The sequence below is a fragment of the Paenibacillus sp. AGC31 genome, assembly GCF_057334655.1.
In genome coordinates this window covers 157,284-176,461 of record NZ_JBHFJH010000029.1, presented here as the reverse complement: position 1 = coordinate 176,461, position 19,178 = coordinate 157,284, and the positions used below count along the sequence as shown (strand labels likewise).

The following is a 19,178-nucleotide window of genomic DNA, read 5'->3' as shown; positions in this document are numbered from 1 at the left end:
ACGTGTGACTTGTTCCGCTATAACCGAACAATTCGGGAAAAGCGGGGACTTAACTAAATAAGTCCAACTTTGCGACCGAGAATTGGAAAGAGGGAACCATGTATCCTGAAACAATTCCGTTAATCTCCTGCGTGCGTGACACGGACAGCGTGTCGGGTATGAAGCACAGGTGAAGTCGGCAGAAGGGAAGCTGGAGCCACTCTATTGAGAAGGTATGCTAACTGATATGCCGGATGGCTGAAAAGCGGACTATGGTGAGAATGGTTGTAAAAAACCTGACGAACCTCCGAATGTACGGGTCTAAATTCATAACATATGGAAACATATGTACTGACAGAAGTCAGGGTGGATAGCGTAGAGTACGATTGTAGTCTAGGAAACACGCTATATCGAACAATGGCGATATCAAGTCCACAGGCTCAAAGGAGGCACCTAAGGTCTAGCAAGCATAGCTAGGTCACAAGGTACAAGGAAAGCAAGGAACGTCGATTTACAGGACTGTCATCCTAGACGTCTACTATAAGGCAGAAATTTGCTGAAATGTACTAATCCTTGTGAGAGTAGAGGCACGACCAATGAAGTGGCTGTAATGGCTACGGAGGAACAGCCTCAAGTCTTTTTAGATAATAAACAATTTTTCCGAAAAGTGAATTGCACCGATCAGGTAGGAACGTGGGGAATCACCGTAAGGAGGTGAAGCCACAGTGCAAACTCTTCGATACTGGGACTACTACGACATGACGAGTACTTTTACTGATTTACACGAAAAAGCACTAGGAAGAAAAAAGTTCGATAATTTATACGGGCTAATAAACTCACATCAGAACATCCTCCTAGCTTTTCGAACAATTAAATCAAACAAAGGCTCACTTACACCAGGAACAGATGGCAAAACCATAGAGAATATAAAGACACTAACAGAAGAAGAGATTGTGAGCCACGTAAGAAACAAGCTTTTGAATTATCAACCCAAAAAGGTTAGGCGAGTCCTTATACCAAAACCTAATGGAAAGAAAAGACCGTTAGGCATTCCATGCATAGTTGACAGAATCATTCAGCAATGTTTTAAACAAATTATTGAACCAATTGCGGAAGCTTACTTCTATAAACATAGTTACGGGTTTAGACCGGTAAGATCAACACACAACGCTCTAGCGAGAGTACAACATCTTATAAACACAACCAATCTCCATTATGTCGTTGATGTTGATATTCAAGGATTCTTCGATAATGTGAACCACACATTGCTTTTGAAACAACTATGGAATATGGGTATTAGGGATAAAAGAGTACTTCGAATCATCAGCAAAATGCTTAAAGCTGAAATTGAAGATGAAGGGATACCGTTGAAAGGCACACCACAAGGTGGAATCTTATCTCCTCTCCTGTCAAATGTAGTATTAAATGACTTGGATCAGTGGGTTGCAGGACAATGGACAAACTTCGAAACTCAATACGCCTATGCAGGAGACTATCACAGGATCAGAGCACTCAAGAAAACCAATCTTAAAGAAGGATATATTGTGCGATACGCCGATGATTTTAAAATTCTTTGTCGGGATTGGAAATCAGCTCAGAAGTGGTATCACGCTGTAAGACTCTATCTTAGAGACCGCCTTAAACTAGACATCTCACCCGAAAAATCACAGATTGTAAACCTCAGGAAACGTAAATCTGATTTCCTGGGATTCACAATATGGGCTGAGAAAAAAGGAAAAAGAAGAGTCGCCTATACGGGTATAAATGAAAAGAAGAGAGCAGAAATCAAGAAGCAAGCAAGAGAGCGCATTAAGAATCTGCACAAAGCACCAATTACTCAAAACGCTCTTCTCTTCAATAGCTTTGTACTTGGTTTACACAATTACTTTTCACGTGCAACACATGTTAGTGTAGAGTTCTCACGACTTGCCTTTGATCTGAAAGCATTCACATACAATCGTCTCAAAGTTATTGGTAAATACCAATATCCTGATAATGCCCCGCCAACCTTCAAGAAGTTCTACAGGAACAGATATAGAACCTTTAAGGTCGCAGGTGTATATCTCTTTCCGTTCAGAGATGTAAAAACGGTTAACAACCTATGCTTTCAGCAGACGTTAAATCCGTATACATCAGAAGGAAGAAAGAGACTTCATAGGGATTTAAAGACGGATATTAGATATGAACTAATTAAACTAATGCAGTCAAACATACCAAACCGTAGCATTGAATACCTGGATAACAGACTGAGTAGATATAGTATGCAGGGTGGCAAATGCGAGATATCTGGCATTTTACTAACTGCTGATTACGTGCATTGCCATCATCTTTTGCCAATCCATTTAGGTGGGACAGACGATTTTAGCAATCTACGTATTCTACACAAAGATATCCATAAACTTGTTCATGCTACAAAATCAGAGACGATTGTCAAACTCATGTCGCCGTTTGGATTTTCAGACTCTACGATTCAGAAAATCAACCTGTACCGAAAAATGAGTAACTTGGAACCTATTGTAATAAAAATCTAAAAAGATGGAGCGCCGTGTGCGATGAAAGTCGCACGCACGGTGTGGAGAAGGGGAAAAGGCGGTGATTATATCAAATCCTTACCTATTTCTATTAACCTGGCAATTATATTTATTCTCATCGTTGTGCCGTTTTATCTAATCATGGACATAAGGGTATCGGATCAGAAAACTGTAAACCGTTTAGAAAAACAATATTCAGCAGCACTACATACAGCTGTTCAAGATGCTGCATACGCACTAAACCAAAATGAAAATCAAGATAAAGAGGCTTCTTATCAGTCTACTAAGTTCTTTAATGCCAATAAAGATGCAGCTATAGAAACTTTTTGGAAAACAATGTACCTCAATTTTGGGTCAGGAACTGACCAGATCTCCCAGGGTGTCCTCGAATCGTTTGTACCGGTTATAGCAGTTACCGATTATAACGGGTTTCATCTATATGCATTCACTGAATATACGGATGCCTCAGGTCAAAAAGTCTATAAGCACGCATGGAAGCCTGAAAAACCTTATGCATATTCGGATCAAGCTGGGAACAGTATCAATTTCACATTAGACAGTTATGTAAAAGTATATCAAGCTTCAACTCAGACCTGGGTCGAAGGATACCGTGAAGAGTTGGAAGGACTCACTGATGTTCCGTTACTGAATAACGCAAAACTGTTTGATGAAGTACGTCGTAATACAATCGTAAAGTCGGTGCAGAAAGATGTGGCTTACTTCATAAACAAGCACAATACTTTTGCAACTCGACTGGGTAGTTTTTATCAATTTAAACTCCCACTGATCCCTAATGAGGAATGGGTAAACAGCATTAATGACGTTGGAATCATGGCATTTATTCAGGGACTACCGGTGGGACACCAATTCTATAATAACTATGCATTCGGGAGCGGTCGGATTTTGAAGAAGAACGTAGTCTATGGGGCAGTAGACGAAAGTACAGGTCTGAAATTCTACTACCGTAGTAACTATCCATTAAACCTACGTGTTCAAGAAACCTTTACATCTGAGAAGGATGCAGCAGCTGCAGGATACATGCCTACTGACTCGCTGAATAAGAGATAAAGATATGGGTGTTGGATCTTGTGTCGGTTCATCCTTAAGGGAAGGATGGAGAAAGGATAATTATTCTCCTAAGTGGCCGCATTAAAGAGTATGATTCAGAACCGGCACAGAGTCGAGCCCCTAAGAATTAAATATGTTCAATTTAGCCGAAAAGTATTTAGGAGAAAATTTAACACCATGATATAATAGTAATATATTAGTTAATATATTGATTAACATCGAGTGCTCTTAGTAGTTAATGTCGGCTAAGAGAGATTTATTAATATGCCGATAAATTGTAAAGAGTCCAAATTGAAGGGAGAAATTTTAAAATGAAAAAAATCTTACTTGCTACTTTGATAGGTGCAATGGCAATTACTGCAACATCAGGGGGTTCAACAATTCATGCGGCAAGCACACCGAAGCAAGTGGAGGTGCTTCTGAATACTGTGAAAATGAAGTTTCCAGATGCTAAGCCATTTCAAGATGGTCAAGGTAGTGTCATGGTTCCGATTCGCTTTGTATCTGAAGCGTTGGGTGCCAAGGTGACGTACTCCAAGGAAGGAAAAGTGTCCAAGGTGGGGGTCGTTAGCAAAGACCATAAGGTGGATATGACGATTGGGCAGACTACTGCCCTAGTAAATGGGCAGAAGAAAGACTACGGTACTCAAATTATCTTGAAGCAGAACCGGACATTCGTTCCGTTGCGTTTGGTGAGTGAAGGCCTTGGTCAGAAGGTAGAGTGGGACAAGATTGGCCGTTGGGTCTGGATCGGGAACAAAGACTTCCGGAGTACAGATGAAAAGGCGTTTAAGTTAACCAAGTTAAGTGATTTTAAAGCATATGCACAAAGCACGGAATACTTTAAAAATTTGGAGAAAGAAAGTTACCCTGGCGTGAAGATTATCAGAGAGAGTGATTTACCGATCCAACTAGCGAATAGTCAAGTGGTATACAGCATTGATCTGGTAAAAGATCCTATACGTGGCGGCGATATGGTACAGATTAGAAGTAGTGTCAGAGGAAATCCTATCTCGTTCTTAGTAAAGAATAGTTTTGCAAAGGGTCGTCAGGTGCTAGATGCGGCTTTTATAAATAATGGTGATAAAACAGGAATGAATAACTATCCAGTAGTAAGTAGCTTGGATCTCTTTCAAAATGGAAAATTCGTAGAGAATTATGATTACACGAAGTTCAAACTTACTTCGGCAGATTATATTCTCTTGAGTGATGGCGATTTGGACGAGTACGCTGTGGCCATCATCAATCCATTCAAGTAAGGGGTAACGATTGAATGAAAAAGACCATTAGCTCGATAATGACTCTGGTAATCACTTTATCATCTATACTTATCCTTTTTACATTTGAAGCTGGTAAAGCTGAAGCGGCACCTTATAACGTTGGTGCAAGTAGGTTGACCCAAGATCCAAATAATCCAAACATATACTACTTTGTTGGAATGGTCTATTACGAAGTATGGAGGAATAGCGGAGGTCAATGGACAGATAAAGGGCATAAACCCGATGATAAAGTTAGACTAGTTGACGGTGGAACTTATCAATTTACGTTTGCATCTCATCGGAAGGTTAAAAACATCGAAGTCGAACAATATAAATTTACTGCTGATGGAACATTTAATAACGAGATTTTTGAAACATCTCGCGGTGGAGAGCTCAAAGATAACCCGAAACGATACTACGAGTATGCAACATCAAAAATTAATTACGATAATTACGATGATACACCTGTTGTTGGAAAAGGTAGAAATCAAGCTTCAAAAGAGGTTTTTGTAAAGGATGGTGTATTAACAGCCCAAGTAGCGCCGGTTGACAGAAAAGCAGAGCAAGAAGAAGAAGGTAGGGTTTTTGCTTCGGGAGTATTAGGTTTTCGTTATTTTTTTCCGACCCTTTTTAAAATAGAGCTCGAACCTGATGAGGGAAAAGCTGTAGTAAAATACTGGACTACAACTGGTCAAAGCCTGGATGGTGTAGACGGATTCGCCAACAAAGAAGTGAAGCTAGAGAAGGATAAGTCATACAACTTCACCCATACCGCTCCTAGTGAGAAGTACACGTATGAGGGGCACAAGAAAAGTACGCAGGGAGACCCTTCGAGTCTATCTCGAAAATCCGGAGATCCTGGACAGTTCATATACAACGGACAATATCCGGTCTATTATGTGTACTTCTATTACAAGCTCAAAGGCGGCACAACGGAACCTGGAGGGCCAACATGTACCGCTCCGCAGCCCGGACGCACCCTAGATGGCAAGTATATGGATCCGGTCGTCACAGCCATGATTAAAGCCGATCAGCGCGGCAATGAAATGTTCGATGTCCTGAAGGGTATCCCGACATCGGAAAGCCTGTACGGTAACGTCCTAAGCCGAGATTATTTGTTCCAGAACAAATTCGTTCAGATGATCGGCACATGCGAATATACGGTCAAAGTAAATCAGAAATGGAAATTGACATGGAAAGATGGAAGAACGGTTTCCACACCGGATGGTGGTACGGATACGATCTATGATATACCGAGGGAAGTAGATGATGAACGTAATCCGGAGTACAAAGTGGTACGGCCATACGCCTACTGGACGATTGGTGAACTGAGCGTGTACAACATCCAGGATGCGGTGCTCCAGAATTACGCATTCTCCGGAAGCGAGATCACCATCACGCCAACGGGATACACACCGCCAGAGTTCCAGGCTGAAACGACAGGCGACAAATACCCTGCTCCGCAGCCAGTCACACAGCAGGGGCCGTCTCGAACAAAGGATGGTGGAATAAGACAACCATCCATGGAGGAAGAGAATCTGCAGGCTGTGGCCGAAGCTGCTGTTCCGGACGTACAAGTCGAAAACGACTCCCTGGTGTTCAAGGGTCAGACCGTTATGAACAAGCAGCGCACCGCCAAGGAGGGTCCGCAGCCGGGACAGATCCCTGCGCCGGTGCAGATCGGAAAGGACGTATTGTACAGCCCGTATAACTACATCCCGACCGAGAAGACCAACAAGAAGGATCAGACCAGCACAGGCCAGATTCATTACATTGTGGCCGATGGTAGCATCGAAGCCGAAGAGGAAGAACTGGAATACGAGATCCGCGGCATTAACACCGTAACCGTCCATACGCCGGTCGTGAACTACTCGGCCGTGTCCGACGATCAGCCGCACAACCAGAAAACCATACCTAATATGAGCCGATCAGCTCTGATTTTGGAGAGACCCTTTACCGTCCGGATCCCAACGTCTGGACAACACCTGGATGTTGGTCAGTATCCTGGATACGGAAATCGGGATTACGCCAAATATTTCCAGACTAAACAAGTGCGATTCATGTTCGATGTCTATACTGGCAGCCGAAATCAATTTATCCCGGCTAATACTTGGATCGACATACCGGTGGATCAACTCGATACCGATTTTTATCTGCCAGTATGGGTAGACGAAGGGAACTACCAGGTGTACTTCCGGAATATAGCTGAGAACGCACCGGTCGGATACAATTGGCAATCGGATGCGAATCTGGATCTCGCGAACCACGCAGCAGTAGACGAGGTTTCTGTAGAAGTCATTGGACGGTTATATGATTTTCATGTCACGGATATCGCGGACTACAACTGGGAAAGAGTGTTCCGGACATTCGCCGGCAGTAAAGATCCGAGCGGGGCTTCCTACTGGGTAGGACAGAATGGGATAGATGGAGATCCCCGCGGTAACTTGCCGCAGTTCACGTTGCCGATCCGTCCGGGTAGTAACCCATTAACGGGTATGGGCAATGTCTCAGTGAAAACTGGATACCACTTCAAGTTTGATTTCAAGACGAAGGGGAACATGTTCAGTAAACAAGATGGAATTCGGATAACACCGACATTTAAATACGCAAGTAAGGCCGGTGGCACACCAATACCAGTTGACTTGTATTACAAAACCAATAACCAACCGTTTGTGAAAATTGGATCTGAAGAGGATACAGTCCAGCGTTATGTCGTTTTAAATGAGCGACTACGGAATGTTCCACTGGGAGACATGAAGAATTCAGGGTACTGGAAATACGATCAGCACCTGACGGCAGTCGAGAAAGTAGGGGTTGATCGAGAAGAGTTTATGAGGAACTACGTACTCAAATACACCAAGCTAAAAACGCCTGTTGGTGGGTACGATAAGCTCATTCTTCCGGAACAGCTCAAGACCTTGATCGGATCAAAGGACATACCAAGTAATGCTTCAGTTACTCCGGAACGTGCAAATGCATCGATACAGCAGTGGTACGGTGAATACAGCATACCAGCAGCTCCATATGTCGTCCCGGCTGGAACAAATCTGGCTGAATACGGCCGTACAAATGGCGGACTCACTGATAAATCACCAATTTTCTTGAAAGATGGATATATCGTTGTGAACTTTGATATCGAGTCTATCCAAGCAGGGAAGGTAAATGATCCGCATTTACAGTATATCCATGCACCATTGATGAACCAGTGGAAATTGGAAGGGTACCAGAATTCAATTCTGGACTCATTTATGAAGAGATACAACGTTAAGGATGGAGATGTCGTCTTCTACAACGCTGATAAATCCAGCCGAGATGACTTTAGCGCACAAGCACCACATTAATATTTACGGGGCTGTATCACTGCCCCGTCCTTTTTTAAGGAGGGAGATTGAAAATGAGATTTTTTTTGAAAATCAGCTTACCTTTATTTTTTTTCGCTTTTTTTTGGATTTTCACGCTTCAATCACAGGTAAATGCTGCATCGGACGTTGATTTTTTACTCTCGCCGGTGAAAGAAATTGAACAATCCAGTGGGTATTACCGGGACGTAGTTAACGGAGGGGAAACGAAACAATATACGTTTTACCTGAAGAATATTGTTAAGAAGCCGATCGATCTATGGATCTACCCGGCAGACGCAGCTCCTATGGTCAACGGTGGAAAGAGCTTCGCGTTAAAAGGTGAGAAAAATACCTCAGTAGGTTCCTGGATATTCCCCTCAAAAGAAGAAGTGGTCCATTTAAAGCCCCTTGAAAAGAAAAAATTCGTTTATACCGTAAAAGTGCCCAAGGATCTGGATCCCGGAGAATATGTCGGCGGTATTGTAGCTGAACAAATTCCCGCTGAAGAAGCGAGTCCATCCCAGGTCCAAGACAAAGCGGTATTGCTGATTGAACGTATCCCACGCATCGGTGTCCAGATCGTGCTGGAGAAGGACAAGCAGGCTGCTGTGCAAGACATGAGCATTGATGATTTCAAGCACAGTTATATAAGCAATGGTTATTCGCAGCTTACCGTCAAGTTGTCCAACACGGGTACCATCTTGCAAAGGCCAAGTGGACTTATCATGATCCGCGATGTTAACGGCAAAGGAGTATTTAGTCAATCCTATGATGCTGCTGCTGAAGAAAAGTCTATTTATGCAGGTAAGACAGCGGACATGGTCTATCACGTCAAAGATCAGATTCTATGGCCAGGTGAGTACAGCGCTTATTTTGAAGCTAACTTTAACGATAAAAAAGTATCTCGAACCTTTAATTTTACGATTACTGAAGCAGATGCAAAACTTGCACAGGAAAGTCTGAGTAATGCTGGTCTCCTGCAAGGACGTGGGATTATAGATTGGCTGAAAAATCATCCCTGGGCTATTGTTGCTGGAGCCTTCGTGCTTATTCTAATTTTTGGAACGTTCTTCTTTTTGCTATTCCTAATATTAAAAAGAAAGAGGACGAGCAGGATCTGCAACAAGTTAGGCGGCAAACCCTCCAAACACCACAGGCTTAGCGTCTTTTCTTTCAAGAAGGGAGGTGGTTTACATGTGATCGTTAAATTGATCGAAGGTGTCTGTTCAAAATAAAAAAAGGGATGTGAATGAATGAAACGATTATGGTTTGCCGCAATTTTAGCTTTAGCTCTTGCTATGCCGAGCGTGGCTGCAGCTGAAGACATGGAAAAAGAAGTACAGGTGACTGGTGGCGATTTTATGGTCACCCAATCAAAAATGAATTTTACGGATATTACTCTTGCCGTTCGTCAGCAACAGAAGTCTCAAGCAATTGTGACTTCGCGAGTTATTGACGATCGGGGCAATGGTAATGGTTGGACAGTAAGCCAAGCTGCCACTGATTTTGTGACAACAATCGATGGAAAGGATTTTTATATTCCTATTGATGCCGTAAAAGTGACGGCATCATTGAAAAATACGATTTCAGGAATACCACTTGACTTCACTAATGGCGGCCATTTAGCCAAAGATCAAGTATTGTCGCATCAGTCTACACCGATATTCTCGGCCGCCGTCAGCACGGGACAAGGAGCTTATGACTTTGAGCTTAATTACTCTCTTTCACTGCCGCAGATTATAAAAGCGGAAGATGGGAAAGAAATCGGTGTTATTGCAGGAACGTACCGATCTACAATTACGACTACGGCTACATCGGGAATTTAAAGGAGGGTGAAAAGTGGATAACACAAAGAAGAAAGATAGAAAGAAATACACCATCCGTGTTGGATGGAAACGAAGTCTAATTGTGACTTTGGTTATAGCGTTACTTGTGGGGACATACTCTTTCGCCGATTTTGGACCAAAAGCTCAGGCAGCAGAATATGTTAAAGTAGACAGTGTCACCCCTTATACCGACGCTTACAGTGGGCCTACCGTTGGTTACTCCTTCAATATGAACGATGGCAGTTATTTTCAGGTTAGTTCGTGGAATTTTAACATCGGCACAAGTTTCCCCGCCGGAGTAAAAAAGGCTAAAGCTCTCAGCGGCCCTAATAATATTTATCTGACGGATACAGGAGAGTTGTGGTCAGGATCTCCCGCGGTCAAAGTGTTAGATAATGTCAAAGACTTCGAGGTAATGGCAGAAAACGCACAGAGCCTGTATACAAGTTATTTTGCACTAATGAATGATGGAACTGTACTTGCTTGGGGTAAAGGTACTTCCGGGCAGTTGGGTATCGGGTATAAGCAGGATAAAACGGTTCCAACAGAAGTTATTGACCCCGAAACCGGTGATCCGATGGAAGGTGTTAAGAAAATCATTTCTAGCGCGTCCGATAACCTCCTCCTAATTAAAGATGGAAGTGTGTACATGGTAGGTAATATCTTCTTGAATACTACCAGCAAAACAACAGCGGCTCCTGTAAAAATGAACGCTAAATTTCCTGCGTTCACGACAGCGGATCAATTCGAAATGAAAGCTGTTGAAAACAGGACTGCTTTGAGAGAAGGAAACCATTTTTACGGTAACTCTTTCGGAGGGTCTCAGGAAGCTTCTAGAAGGGTGTTTGTTATTAATGGAAAGTCGTATTCTCTGACAGATTTCTTCGCTTACGATAAAAGAGACATCTACTATGGCTGGGGAGAAACATACCATAGCCAAGGTTTGATAGAACTACCTGCGGACATCAAGGTGGAGAATCTGGTTAAGATGGGAGCTTACAGCTTTCAAAGCTACTCTAAGAATGATTTAAACGTAAGTACAGGCTATCTGAATCTTGATCAGGGTAAGCTGGAGTACTGGGGAACTACTTTTGCCTCTTGGGGTAAGCTTCCTGCCAATTTTTCCTCCACAAGAATGCAGATAGCCACAGGAGTTGAGAAGGTACAGGGTACAGGGTTGGGAACCATAATGTTCCGGAAAAGTAATGGAAATCTATATGTTTCCGGAACAAATTATGAGCGTCTTTCTGGCACGTCAGACACTTTACCTGCGATACCCATCCGAGTTACGGGACCGGAGAATCAGATAAAAAATATCAAAGATTTCGGTATTAAAGTGTCAACCTCTTCATACACCGACAAAAGTGTCTACGCTTTGCAAGAGGATGGTACAATGCTTACATGGAAGCAGGACGGTGCTGTAACGACCTTGCCTGACAAGTATTTGTCGATGTACACCATGAGACAGAATGAAGAGGGTCTAACAGAAATCCTAGCTATCCGGGAAGACGGAGCTCTGGGGAGATTTGATAGGTATTCTACGAAGTTTGTTCCTTATACAAATTCTCCGGTAGTCTATCCTGCAGATTATGTTGTTCCGGTAACCAAGCCAGAGACTCCAGTTCTGACAACAACGTCTCAAGATAAGTTCGACCAGTTTTCAGTATCTATTAATTATGGAACTAGCGCTGATCTTACTGTTAAAGAGTATCAAATCAACAGCAAAGGGTGGACTCCTTACACAGGTGAGTTTGTAGTAACAGATACAGGTTCCGTAAGAATCTTAGCTCGTTCTGCAGATAGCAAAGGTAACATAAGCGATGAAGGGGTCCTCCAAATAGTAAGCAACCCTATTGTGATTGATTCAGGGGAACCCAACGTTACCAAGGTATCTGCAAATGAGTTTAAGGTTTCTGCAAAAGCAACAGGTGCCGTTAAAACTCAAGTACGAGTAGACGGTGCGGCTTGGCAGAATCACAACGTAGCTAACAGCCTTTTGCTTGACCCAGGTTCGCACACTATCGATGTACGATTGTTGAATGCGAAAGATGAAGAACTAATTAATAAGTCCGTCACTGTAACAGCAGATGATCCTACTCCGGTGATTATAGCTAAACCTATTGTAACTCAAACGGGACTGAACAGTACGTATGGGTTAAACCTGGATGTCCAGTTTGATAGTGCGGCAGGAGAAGCTCAATACTCAGTGGATGGCGGAACATGGACAGCAACCACGGGGACAATCTCTGTTCTGAACGGTGTTCACACTGTGAGAGTAAAAGTAGTTGCAAATGATGGAAAAGAAAGTGAAGTTGTAGACTTTGTAACTACTAAGGTTGATCCTAAGGTTGAGTTTGACAATGGAGACTTTAAGATTGACATTGGTGTAATTGCACCTACTTTGAAAACTTACTACAAAGATAATGTGAATGGAGTTTGGACTGAGTATACTGGTCCTGTAACTTATCCGCCTGGAACTTACACATTTGATGTAGAGATTCGGGAAGATGCTTCTGGTGATGTTGTATACGTTGGAGGACCGTTCACAATCGTTGTGACTGATCCAAATGCAGGTAATCCGGGTAACGGTGGCACAACACCAACACCGAATCCAGGTACCGGCACGCCGGTGGGACAAGAAGATGTTGATTTCACGGTAAATAGCGGTGGACTTAGCGCAAAATTCGAGGGAGCGGATCTCTCTACGATCATCATCGACAGCACGAAGCCGTACCAATCTATCAATTCGGTAAGCCGGGCTTTGATTGAAGACAGCCGAGGCAACGGAAAAGGTTATCAATACAGTATGGATGTGACTGATTTCATTTCAGAACCAATGCAGGATAACTCAACAAACTCACAAGATCTTGTTGTTAGCATTCCGGCCAATGCGTTGTCTGTTGAGGTATTAAATACCAAAACCTTAAACGGACCGGCAGCGGAGCTGTCCAACATTGGAAAACATGTCTTCTCTGGTAGTGGACCAGAAATGTTGGCCACAGCGAGACCGTTTGAAGGTATGGGATACAACGAAATTCCACTTAACTTCACGTTAGGTGTTCCGGATCGTGTGAAAATTGTGTCCTCTGGATCTGGAAGTAAGTTCGTTCCAGGACAGTCTACTGGTCTGATGGCGGGAACTTACAAAGCCAAGGTTGTTAGTACATTAACATCAGGTATTTAGGAACTTTGAGGGGGCTTCGCTTTTATGAAGCCCCTTCCAATTAGTTTCATATTGAGGGCAAGTGTAAAGGATATTGACAGTAATGAAGAAAATTGAGATGCTTCTCTTCCTCCAGCCCATCCACCATCCCCACCACCGAATTGATTTGAAATAATCATATGATTCTCCATAAATTAGTGTTAGTATATTAGTATATTAATTAATATGAAACGGAAAGCGAGTGATTCATTTGCTTAATATATATGAGCAATTGGAAAAATCAATTAGGGCCACAAGCAACGGTATTATTGAGAAATACCAGGATAACATGATAGACACGTTTCAATGCATGGAACAATTACATACTTGCTGCACCATGGTCGGGACGCTCATTGATAATGAAAGGAAAAGCGGTTCAGATAAAGAGTTGATTATCCGCTTAATTGAACTCCGTGATGATATATCTCTACCAGTCATGCAGATGGTATACGATCAAATTCAATCACTGAATACGAAGAAAAAGAAAGTTAAAAAAGAAATATATAAATTAGAGGTTAGAAGGAATTTATTAAGTGCTGCAGCTGGCTAATCATCAGTACATAATTAAATAGCTTAAATTAGAAAAGGAGGTTGCTTTATAATTTAGCAACTTCTTTTTGAATATGGAAAATACTTAACAGGTAAGCTTTGAACAGAGCTACGTAGATAATCTTATGATTACTTTTATAAAGGAGAGTTTTGAATTGGTAGAAGGTATTCGCTTATCCCTCGCATGGGTAGGGTTAATTATTGGTGTTGCTGTAGTAGCATCTGGATTAACGAATGGGTCAAACGGGAAGGATAAGTTTGATTGGTCAGCAACCATCAAGCCTGTTTCTTGGGGACTCTTTATGCTTATTGTGTCAATCTATTGGATAGTTAGTAGGGGATAATAATTAGTACTTTTATTGTAATTGTGTTATAATCAGATTATTATGATTTGAGATTAATTTTCTTTGCCTTTTTCAAAAGACAAAGAGTGGTTCCCGGTGAAAACCGGTTTAAATTTTGGCAAAGAAGCCGTGGAGAACAATAGCATGCCTATTTAGGTGTGCTTTTATTGTTTTCTGCGGCTTTTTTGCATCTACTGGAGGATAACTAAATGACATTTGTAAACTTGTCAAAGTTCAAAGAAAACTTAACTACTCAACAACCGCATAGTTCATACTCCAATGGACTGTTCAAAGTAATTGATGCGGCTATGTGCAATGTTGAGAGTAATGAGGTTGATTGGAATTCATTCTCTCTACAGGAGGCTCAGCAAGCTCTTAACGAGGCCTTAGCGTATGTAGCAGATGAAATAGCTGATGAATATTCAGTACGTCCCAATGAAGGGAATGCTATTCATGTGTACCTACATAACAATGAGTCAATGTACCGGTTAAGAAGAATGAAACCAGTAAACCAAGAGACGGAAGATAACGAGTTTTTCTAAAGATTTCAAATTAGAGAAAGTTAGGTGAGGGTATGAACCGGGCTTATTTTTGTGATGAACAAGTAGGTCAGATGCAAGCAACGTATGATGCAATCACAATGGTGAAGATGTTGCATGAAGCTGGGATAGATGTCCGTAACAATCCGATTAATTATTATTGTTACGGATGGGGTGATCAGGCGGATATCTTCCATGAGGCGATCAAAAGAATGTTGTTTGAAAGCTGCAACCAATCCTACTCGGACAATCTCCAAGGAGAGACTTGGGAGTATAGCATCGTATTTCCGGAAATTGAAGAAATGATGCTTCTATCCAATAATGACGAGGCAAATGAACTGTTAAAAAAGGTAGATATTCTTTTGCATTATGAATGTCCAAATTTTGAAATGGGGATGAGCGGAGTTATAAAGGGAAAGAACATCTACATCAAGATAACAGGAAACTATGGGATATATTCGAATTTCTTAGGCAGAATTATTGAACTGAGAACTATCGTACTTGGGTTCATAGCACATAAAAAGAAGATGCTCATGCAAAAAATCCAAAATATTTTCATGATGAAAATGTTGTCTCTTAGTCGGCCAATACCATTAGGTATCTCAATTTGGGCACCTACTTCATTCGTATTCATACAACTTATGAAAACGTGTGGGGTGGATTTCTCCACAGAGATTGCAGAGAATCTCAGTCCAAAGAAGATGTGTTCTTTGTTAAGGGACGTCATAAAAATTTATGAAAAGGATGAGGTAGCATGAGTTTAATTCTAACGGATAATAAAGCGGGTACTGTTGAGCATTCGCTAAGTATTAGTGAAGAAGGTAATGAATATGTAATCAGGTTGCGAGATCATAGCCTACCCCTGGTAGCTGAATTTCAGAACGGTATTAAGGTAGGAGAAGGTTTTTATACGAATGAGGATTTAGCTGAAGCGTTATTGCATGCTCAAAACCTCAGTGTCTTTAAGACACCTATCCTGCCACGGGGTTGTATCTCATACCTGGAGAGTACATTTAAAACCTATTGTTTCTTCGAAGTTCCATCACATCGCAGAACTGTGTTTTACCATGATGCGGTTATCGATGATGTGCCTTTTCCAAATTTAATTTTTGGTTATGAACTTAGGTCAAGAACAGATAGGTTTGAGATATGTAAAGTATTTGTGGGTGCTCTAGAGAAGGGCTTAACCAATGAAGAGTCGGAAGTATATTTTTATCCCTATACAAACGTAGATAGAACCTATGAAGTATGTTTAGGGTCATCTCAGTTACCCCAAATCACACGCATTTCTCAATTATCGACAGTGCCAGAGGTTTTTTTCAATTCACAGAACTCTGACTGTTACTATGGTCATGCAAATGGTAGTGGGCTTACCTATAGGGAACTATTAGAGAAAGTCAAAGGCAAAGAATTCCCGGATAATTATCTGAAAACGACTGGCCTGACCCTCGCTGATTGGATAAGTGGACTGACTTCTCTATTTTAGGCCAAATACAACTCAAATAAATTAGCAATAAGCTGGAGGTAATAGATATGTCTAACGAATTATTTGGTGGTTCTGATCTCTTTTCATACTTTGGGGGAGGTTTCGTAGAGCCGACGAAAGTTGATAAGGAAGAAACACTAAAATCAGTGGGTAATACGATCGACATCACTAAACGCATTCAATCCAGAAGTAAATCCGACAAATCAATTGATGGACCTGGTGTAGACACATGTGAGGGCTTAACTCAGGATGAGATTAATGCTCTATCGGATGAAACGCCTATAAGTGAGTCATCAGCCGACACTGCAGAACTTGGAGTGAAAAAAGATCCGTCCAAAAATGCAGATAGCAAAGATAAAAAACCCGTCTTTACTAACACAACATATATTTGCTATGCCGGTACGTCCAAGCTTTTAACTAAATATTTTGATAGTGAAAAGATAGGGCTACTCAGTTTAGAAGATGTTCGCAAGCAGTTAGAAAAAGACTTTCCTGAGATGTCAAAACAAAGAACGTTCATGAGTTTTGACGAGAAAAAGAATATAATAGTACCGGCCATCACAGGTGGGAAGAAGGGGGCTTTGCCCGTTTACTTCAACGATTCGAGAGCATACTTCTACTCTGCGAGCCAACTCGTCGAGCATAAAGATAAGTATTCAATCTGTTACCTGGCTGCCAAAAACGGTTACTATGAGATTCGTGAAAATGGGATCGGGGTGTTTATCTCCAAATGCAACAAGGAAGAGTTAGAAGGATGGAGCAATGCTGATGAATTTTTTGCTCAGCAGCCCAGGGCCCAAGAACTTGATTCCTGTCGCACCGGCTTTAAATCCAAGTTACCGAAGATCCCTGAATCATTGGTACACCAACTAATATCATTTTTTATGGACTATTCTGATAATGATGTAGAAGTGATGGGTGTATTCTACTGGGATACCAAGCAAGGTGTTTATCTATTGGATGTTCCTAATCAAAGTGTGTCGAAGACTTCAATCGATCAGCATTATACGATTATGCCATATTGGATTATTAAAGTTTGTGAGTTACATTCTCATAATACAATGAAAGCATATTTCAGTTCTGTAGATAACGAAGATGAACTCGGCACCCATCTATATGGTGTGATTGGAAACTTAAAACAAGCAAAAGGACTCATTCGGTTTGATATTCAAACAAGAGCTGGTATGGCAGGGAAATTTATTTCCTTGCTTCCTTCAGCACTGCTAGAGGGAGAGTATGATAACCAAGAAGATTCATGGAACCTCATTACAAAAGTGCAGTACCCTGCAGCCTGGCATGATCGTGTCTTGTTTGATCAGGTGGAGGTGGTTAATCATGATTAATCTACTTAATTATCACGCTAAGAATGAAGATTCAACCGTTCGTCAATCACGGATCCAAAGTATGTACTACTACTTTGTAATTATTGGGGCCGGAGGAACCGGTGGCTATGCAGTTCAACGAATTACCAAAATGTTAAGTGCATTTGCATCCGTAGATTCATTTCTTATGATTGCTGATCCGGATATGGTAGAGGAAAAGAATTTGCTACGACAGCCTTTCGTTAACCAGGATATAGGCGGAAAAAAGGCAAGTGTTCTTGCCCAACGCTATGGTAGAACATACGGACTGAAAATCGGTTCTTATGTTGATAAATATGTGGAATCAGTTGAAAAACTAGATCAGTTATTTTCGTTAACTGATTTTCGCCACAAGACCGGGCAACACATTCAGAAGGTGTTAATCGGGGCAGTTGATAATGACTTTACGCGTAATGTAATGCATGAGTACTTTATGCAGACTGATGACCTGATTTATATTGACGCAGGGATCGAAGGGGTCTTCTTACCATCAGGTGATAAACCAAAGAGTGAGTGGGGAGAAGAAGAAATAACAGATCATATGGAAAGCGGATATTCCGGGCAAGTGGTAGTGGGTCTCAAGAAAAATGGAACAGAAATCCTTGAACCACTTAATAGAATTTACCCGATCAATGCAACGGATCTTATTGCGCCTTCACACAATTGTGGTCTGGAGCCATATCAGCCTCAACGTATGATCGCAAATGAGATGGCAGCATTCCAGATCTCAACGATTATAAATGAGTTGTTAAGTAAAAATGCAATTTTTGTACACTACGCAAATTTTAATGCTAGGACTGGCAGTTGCCGTCCACAGTACGTACAGGAAGTATAGAAAAGAAACCCCTGAATTTCTCATCATGAGAGATCAGGGGTTTTTAAGTAAATTACAAAGAATGACGGAATTAATATGAAACTATTATCTCTTCTTGCGGTTCTTTTGTTAGGGGGTTGGCTTTTTTCTTTTTGACAGACTTGTCTGACCATTTGGATACTGCATATCTAATCAGCTCTTGTGCTACCGCCTAAACAATGATCTCCAAATTGGTTCAGCAACTCCGTTAGGATCACGTTAGGCTTATTTGTTTTCGCCTTGCAGGTGTTTCAAGAGAATATACAGTTCAATTACACTTGTGATCAGCTCAATATAAGATTGCATGAGTTCCATAAGAATCTCCTCCTTCCTAAATTGGATATAAGGTTAATAATTTATTGTTCAGCTTCAGGAGCACTTCTGCCGGCTTTCCTCCTGGTCCAACATCATCAATCTCCGGGGTTTTTGGATCACCTCAAAATTCGTTAATTCTGTATCTCCAGCTTGGCTTAATGTCACACCCGCAGGAACGTGTAATTGACAACAACCGGTGGAAGTGGGCTTTCAGAGGTGCATATCAGAAACAAATCATTTCTGAATTTCTCGCTGAAACATAAATGGAATATCGCTAGGTGTGTTATTTTGTGACCTCAAAAAATATATAAATGCAAAAAATCCTCCGGGATTTCTTCGAGATGATCCAGGAGGATATGTTTTTACGGGAAGAAAAACCAGAACAGATAAAAAGAGAGCTGTAGGTGCACCATTAACCACAGCTCAATATGAAAAAAATATTGGAGCTCAGCTACTTATGTGAGCTGCCCATGAAAACGATCGGGGAAACTCTAATCGTAAACGGGTTTCAGAAGGATGACGTCA

13 protein-coding genes are annotated in these 19,178 nt (G+C 41.6%); all 13 read left to right on the top strand.

The genetic code is table 11. The annotated features are described in order from the left end of the window. Nucleotides 1-704: 704 nt before the first annotated feature. The 13 genes from ltrA to ACE04G_RS17190 all read left to right on the top strand — a co-directional run bounded on the left by ltrA (nt 705) and on the right by ACE04G_RS17190 (nt 18,320). Nucleotides 705-2,510: a group II intron reverse transcriptase/maturase gene (ltrA, locus tag ACE04G_RS17250; RefSeq protein ID WP_285080847.1), complete on the top strand. Its 1,806-nt coding sequence runs from the start codon at nt 705-707 to the stop codon at nt 2,508-2,510. A 21-nt stretch (nt 2,511-2,531) separates the two neighbouring features. Further along, the gene (locus ACE04G_RS17245) at nt 2,532-3,578 is read left to right on the top strand and encodes a hypothetical protein (RefSeq protein WP_449004970.1); all 1,047 of its coding nucleotides are present in this window, start codon (nt 2,532-2,534) and stop codon (nt 3,576-3,578) included. Nucleotides 3,579-3,889: 311 nt separating this feature from the next. Beyond that, nucleotides 3,890-4,837 carry a stalk domain-containing protein gene (locus ACE04G_RS17240; RefSeq protein ID WP_449004971.1) on the top strand — a complete coding sequence of 316 codons (948 nt, stop codon included), beginning with the start codon at nt 3,890-3,892 and terminating at the stop codon, nt 4,835-4,837. A 14-nt stretch (nt 4,838-4,851) separates the two neighbouring features. Continuing rightward, nucleotides 4,852-8,178 (top strand): DUF5704 domain-containing protein, encoded by a 3,327-nt coding sequence (locus ACE04G_RS17235; RefSeq protein ID WP_449004972.1) that lies wholly within the window; start codon nt 4,852-4,854, stop codon nt 8,176-8,178. Between the two features lie 53 nt (nt 8,179-8,231). Beyond that, nucleotides 8,232-9,413 carry a WxL protein peptidoglycan domain-containing protein gene (locus ACE04G_RS17230; RefSeq protein ID WP_449004973.1) on the top strand — a complete coding sequence of 394 codons (1,182 nt, stop codon included), beginning with the start codon at nt 8,232-8,234 and terminating at the stop codon, nt 9,411-9,413. Nucleotides 9,414-9,431: 18 nt separating this feature from the next. Continuing rightward, nucleotides 9,432-10,004 carry a WxL domain-containing protein gene (locus ACE04G_RS17225; protein WP_449004974.1) on the top strand — a complete coding sequence of 191 codons (573 nt, stop codon included), beginning with the start codon at nt 9,432-9,434 and terminating at the stop codon, nt 10,002-10,004. 13 nt (nt 10,005-10,017) lie between these two features. Next, nucleotides 10,018-13,188, top strand: coding sequence for an RCC1 domain-containing protein (locus tag ACE04G_RS17220; RefSeq protein WP_449004975.1), 3,171 nt, complete (start codon nt 10,018-10,020; stop codon nt 13,186-13,188). A 220-nt stretch (nt 13,189-13,408) separates the two neighbouring features. Beyond that, nucleotides 13,409-13,756, top strand: a complete 348-nt coding sequence (locus tag ACE04G_RS17215; protein ID WP_486094559.1) for a hypothetical protein — start codon at nt 13,409-13,411, stop codon at nt 13,754-13,756. A 552-nt stretch (nt 13,757-14,308) separates the two neighbouring features. After that, nucleotides 14,309-14,641, top strand: a complete 333-nt coding sequence (locus ACE04G_RS17210) for a hypothetical protein (RefSeq protein WP_105410403.1) — start codon at nt 14,309-14,311, stop codon at nt 14,639-14,641. A gap of 32 nt (nt 14,642-14,673) precedes the next feature. Then, nucleotides 14,674-15,396 (top strand): hypothetical protein, encoded by a 723-nt coding sequence (locus ACE04G_RS17205; RefSeq protein WP_449004977.1) that lies wholly within the window; start codon nt 14,674-14,676, stop codon nt 15,394-15,396. Further along, complete coding sequence (locus ACE04G_RS17200; RefSeq protein ID WP_449004978.1) at nt 15,393-16,124, top strand: hypothetical protein; 732 nt, start codon at nt 15,393-15,395, stop codon at nt 16,122-16,124. Before ACE04G_RS17205 ends, ACE04G_RS17200 begins: the two co-directional genes overlap by 4 nt. A gap of 47 nt (nt 16,125-16,171) precedes the next feature. Then, nucleotides 16,172-17,467: a hypothetical protein gene (locus ACE04G_RS17195; protein ID WP_449004979.1), complete on the top strand. Its 1,296-nt coding sequence runs from the start codon at nt 16,172-16,174 to the stop codon at nt 17,465-17,467. Next, a complete protein-coding gene (locus ACE04G_RS17190; RefSeq protein ID WP_449004980.1) occupies nt 17,460-18,320 on the top strand; it encodes a ThiF family adenylyltransferase in 861 nt (286 codons plus the stop codon). The genes ACE04G_RS17195 and ACE04G_RS17190 overlap by 8 nt, the downstream gene beginning before the upstream one ends. Nucleotides 18,321-19,178: the final 858 nt, after the last annotated feature.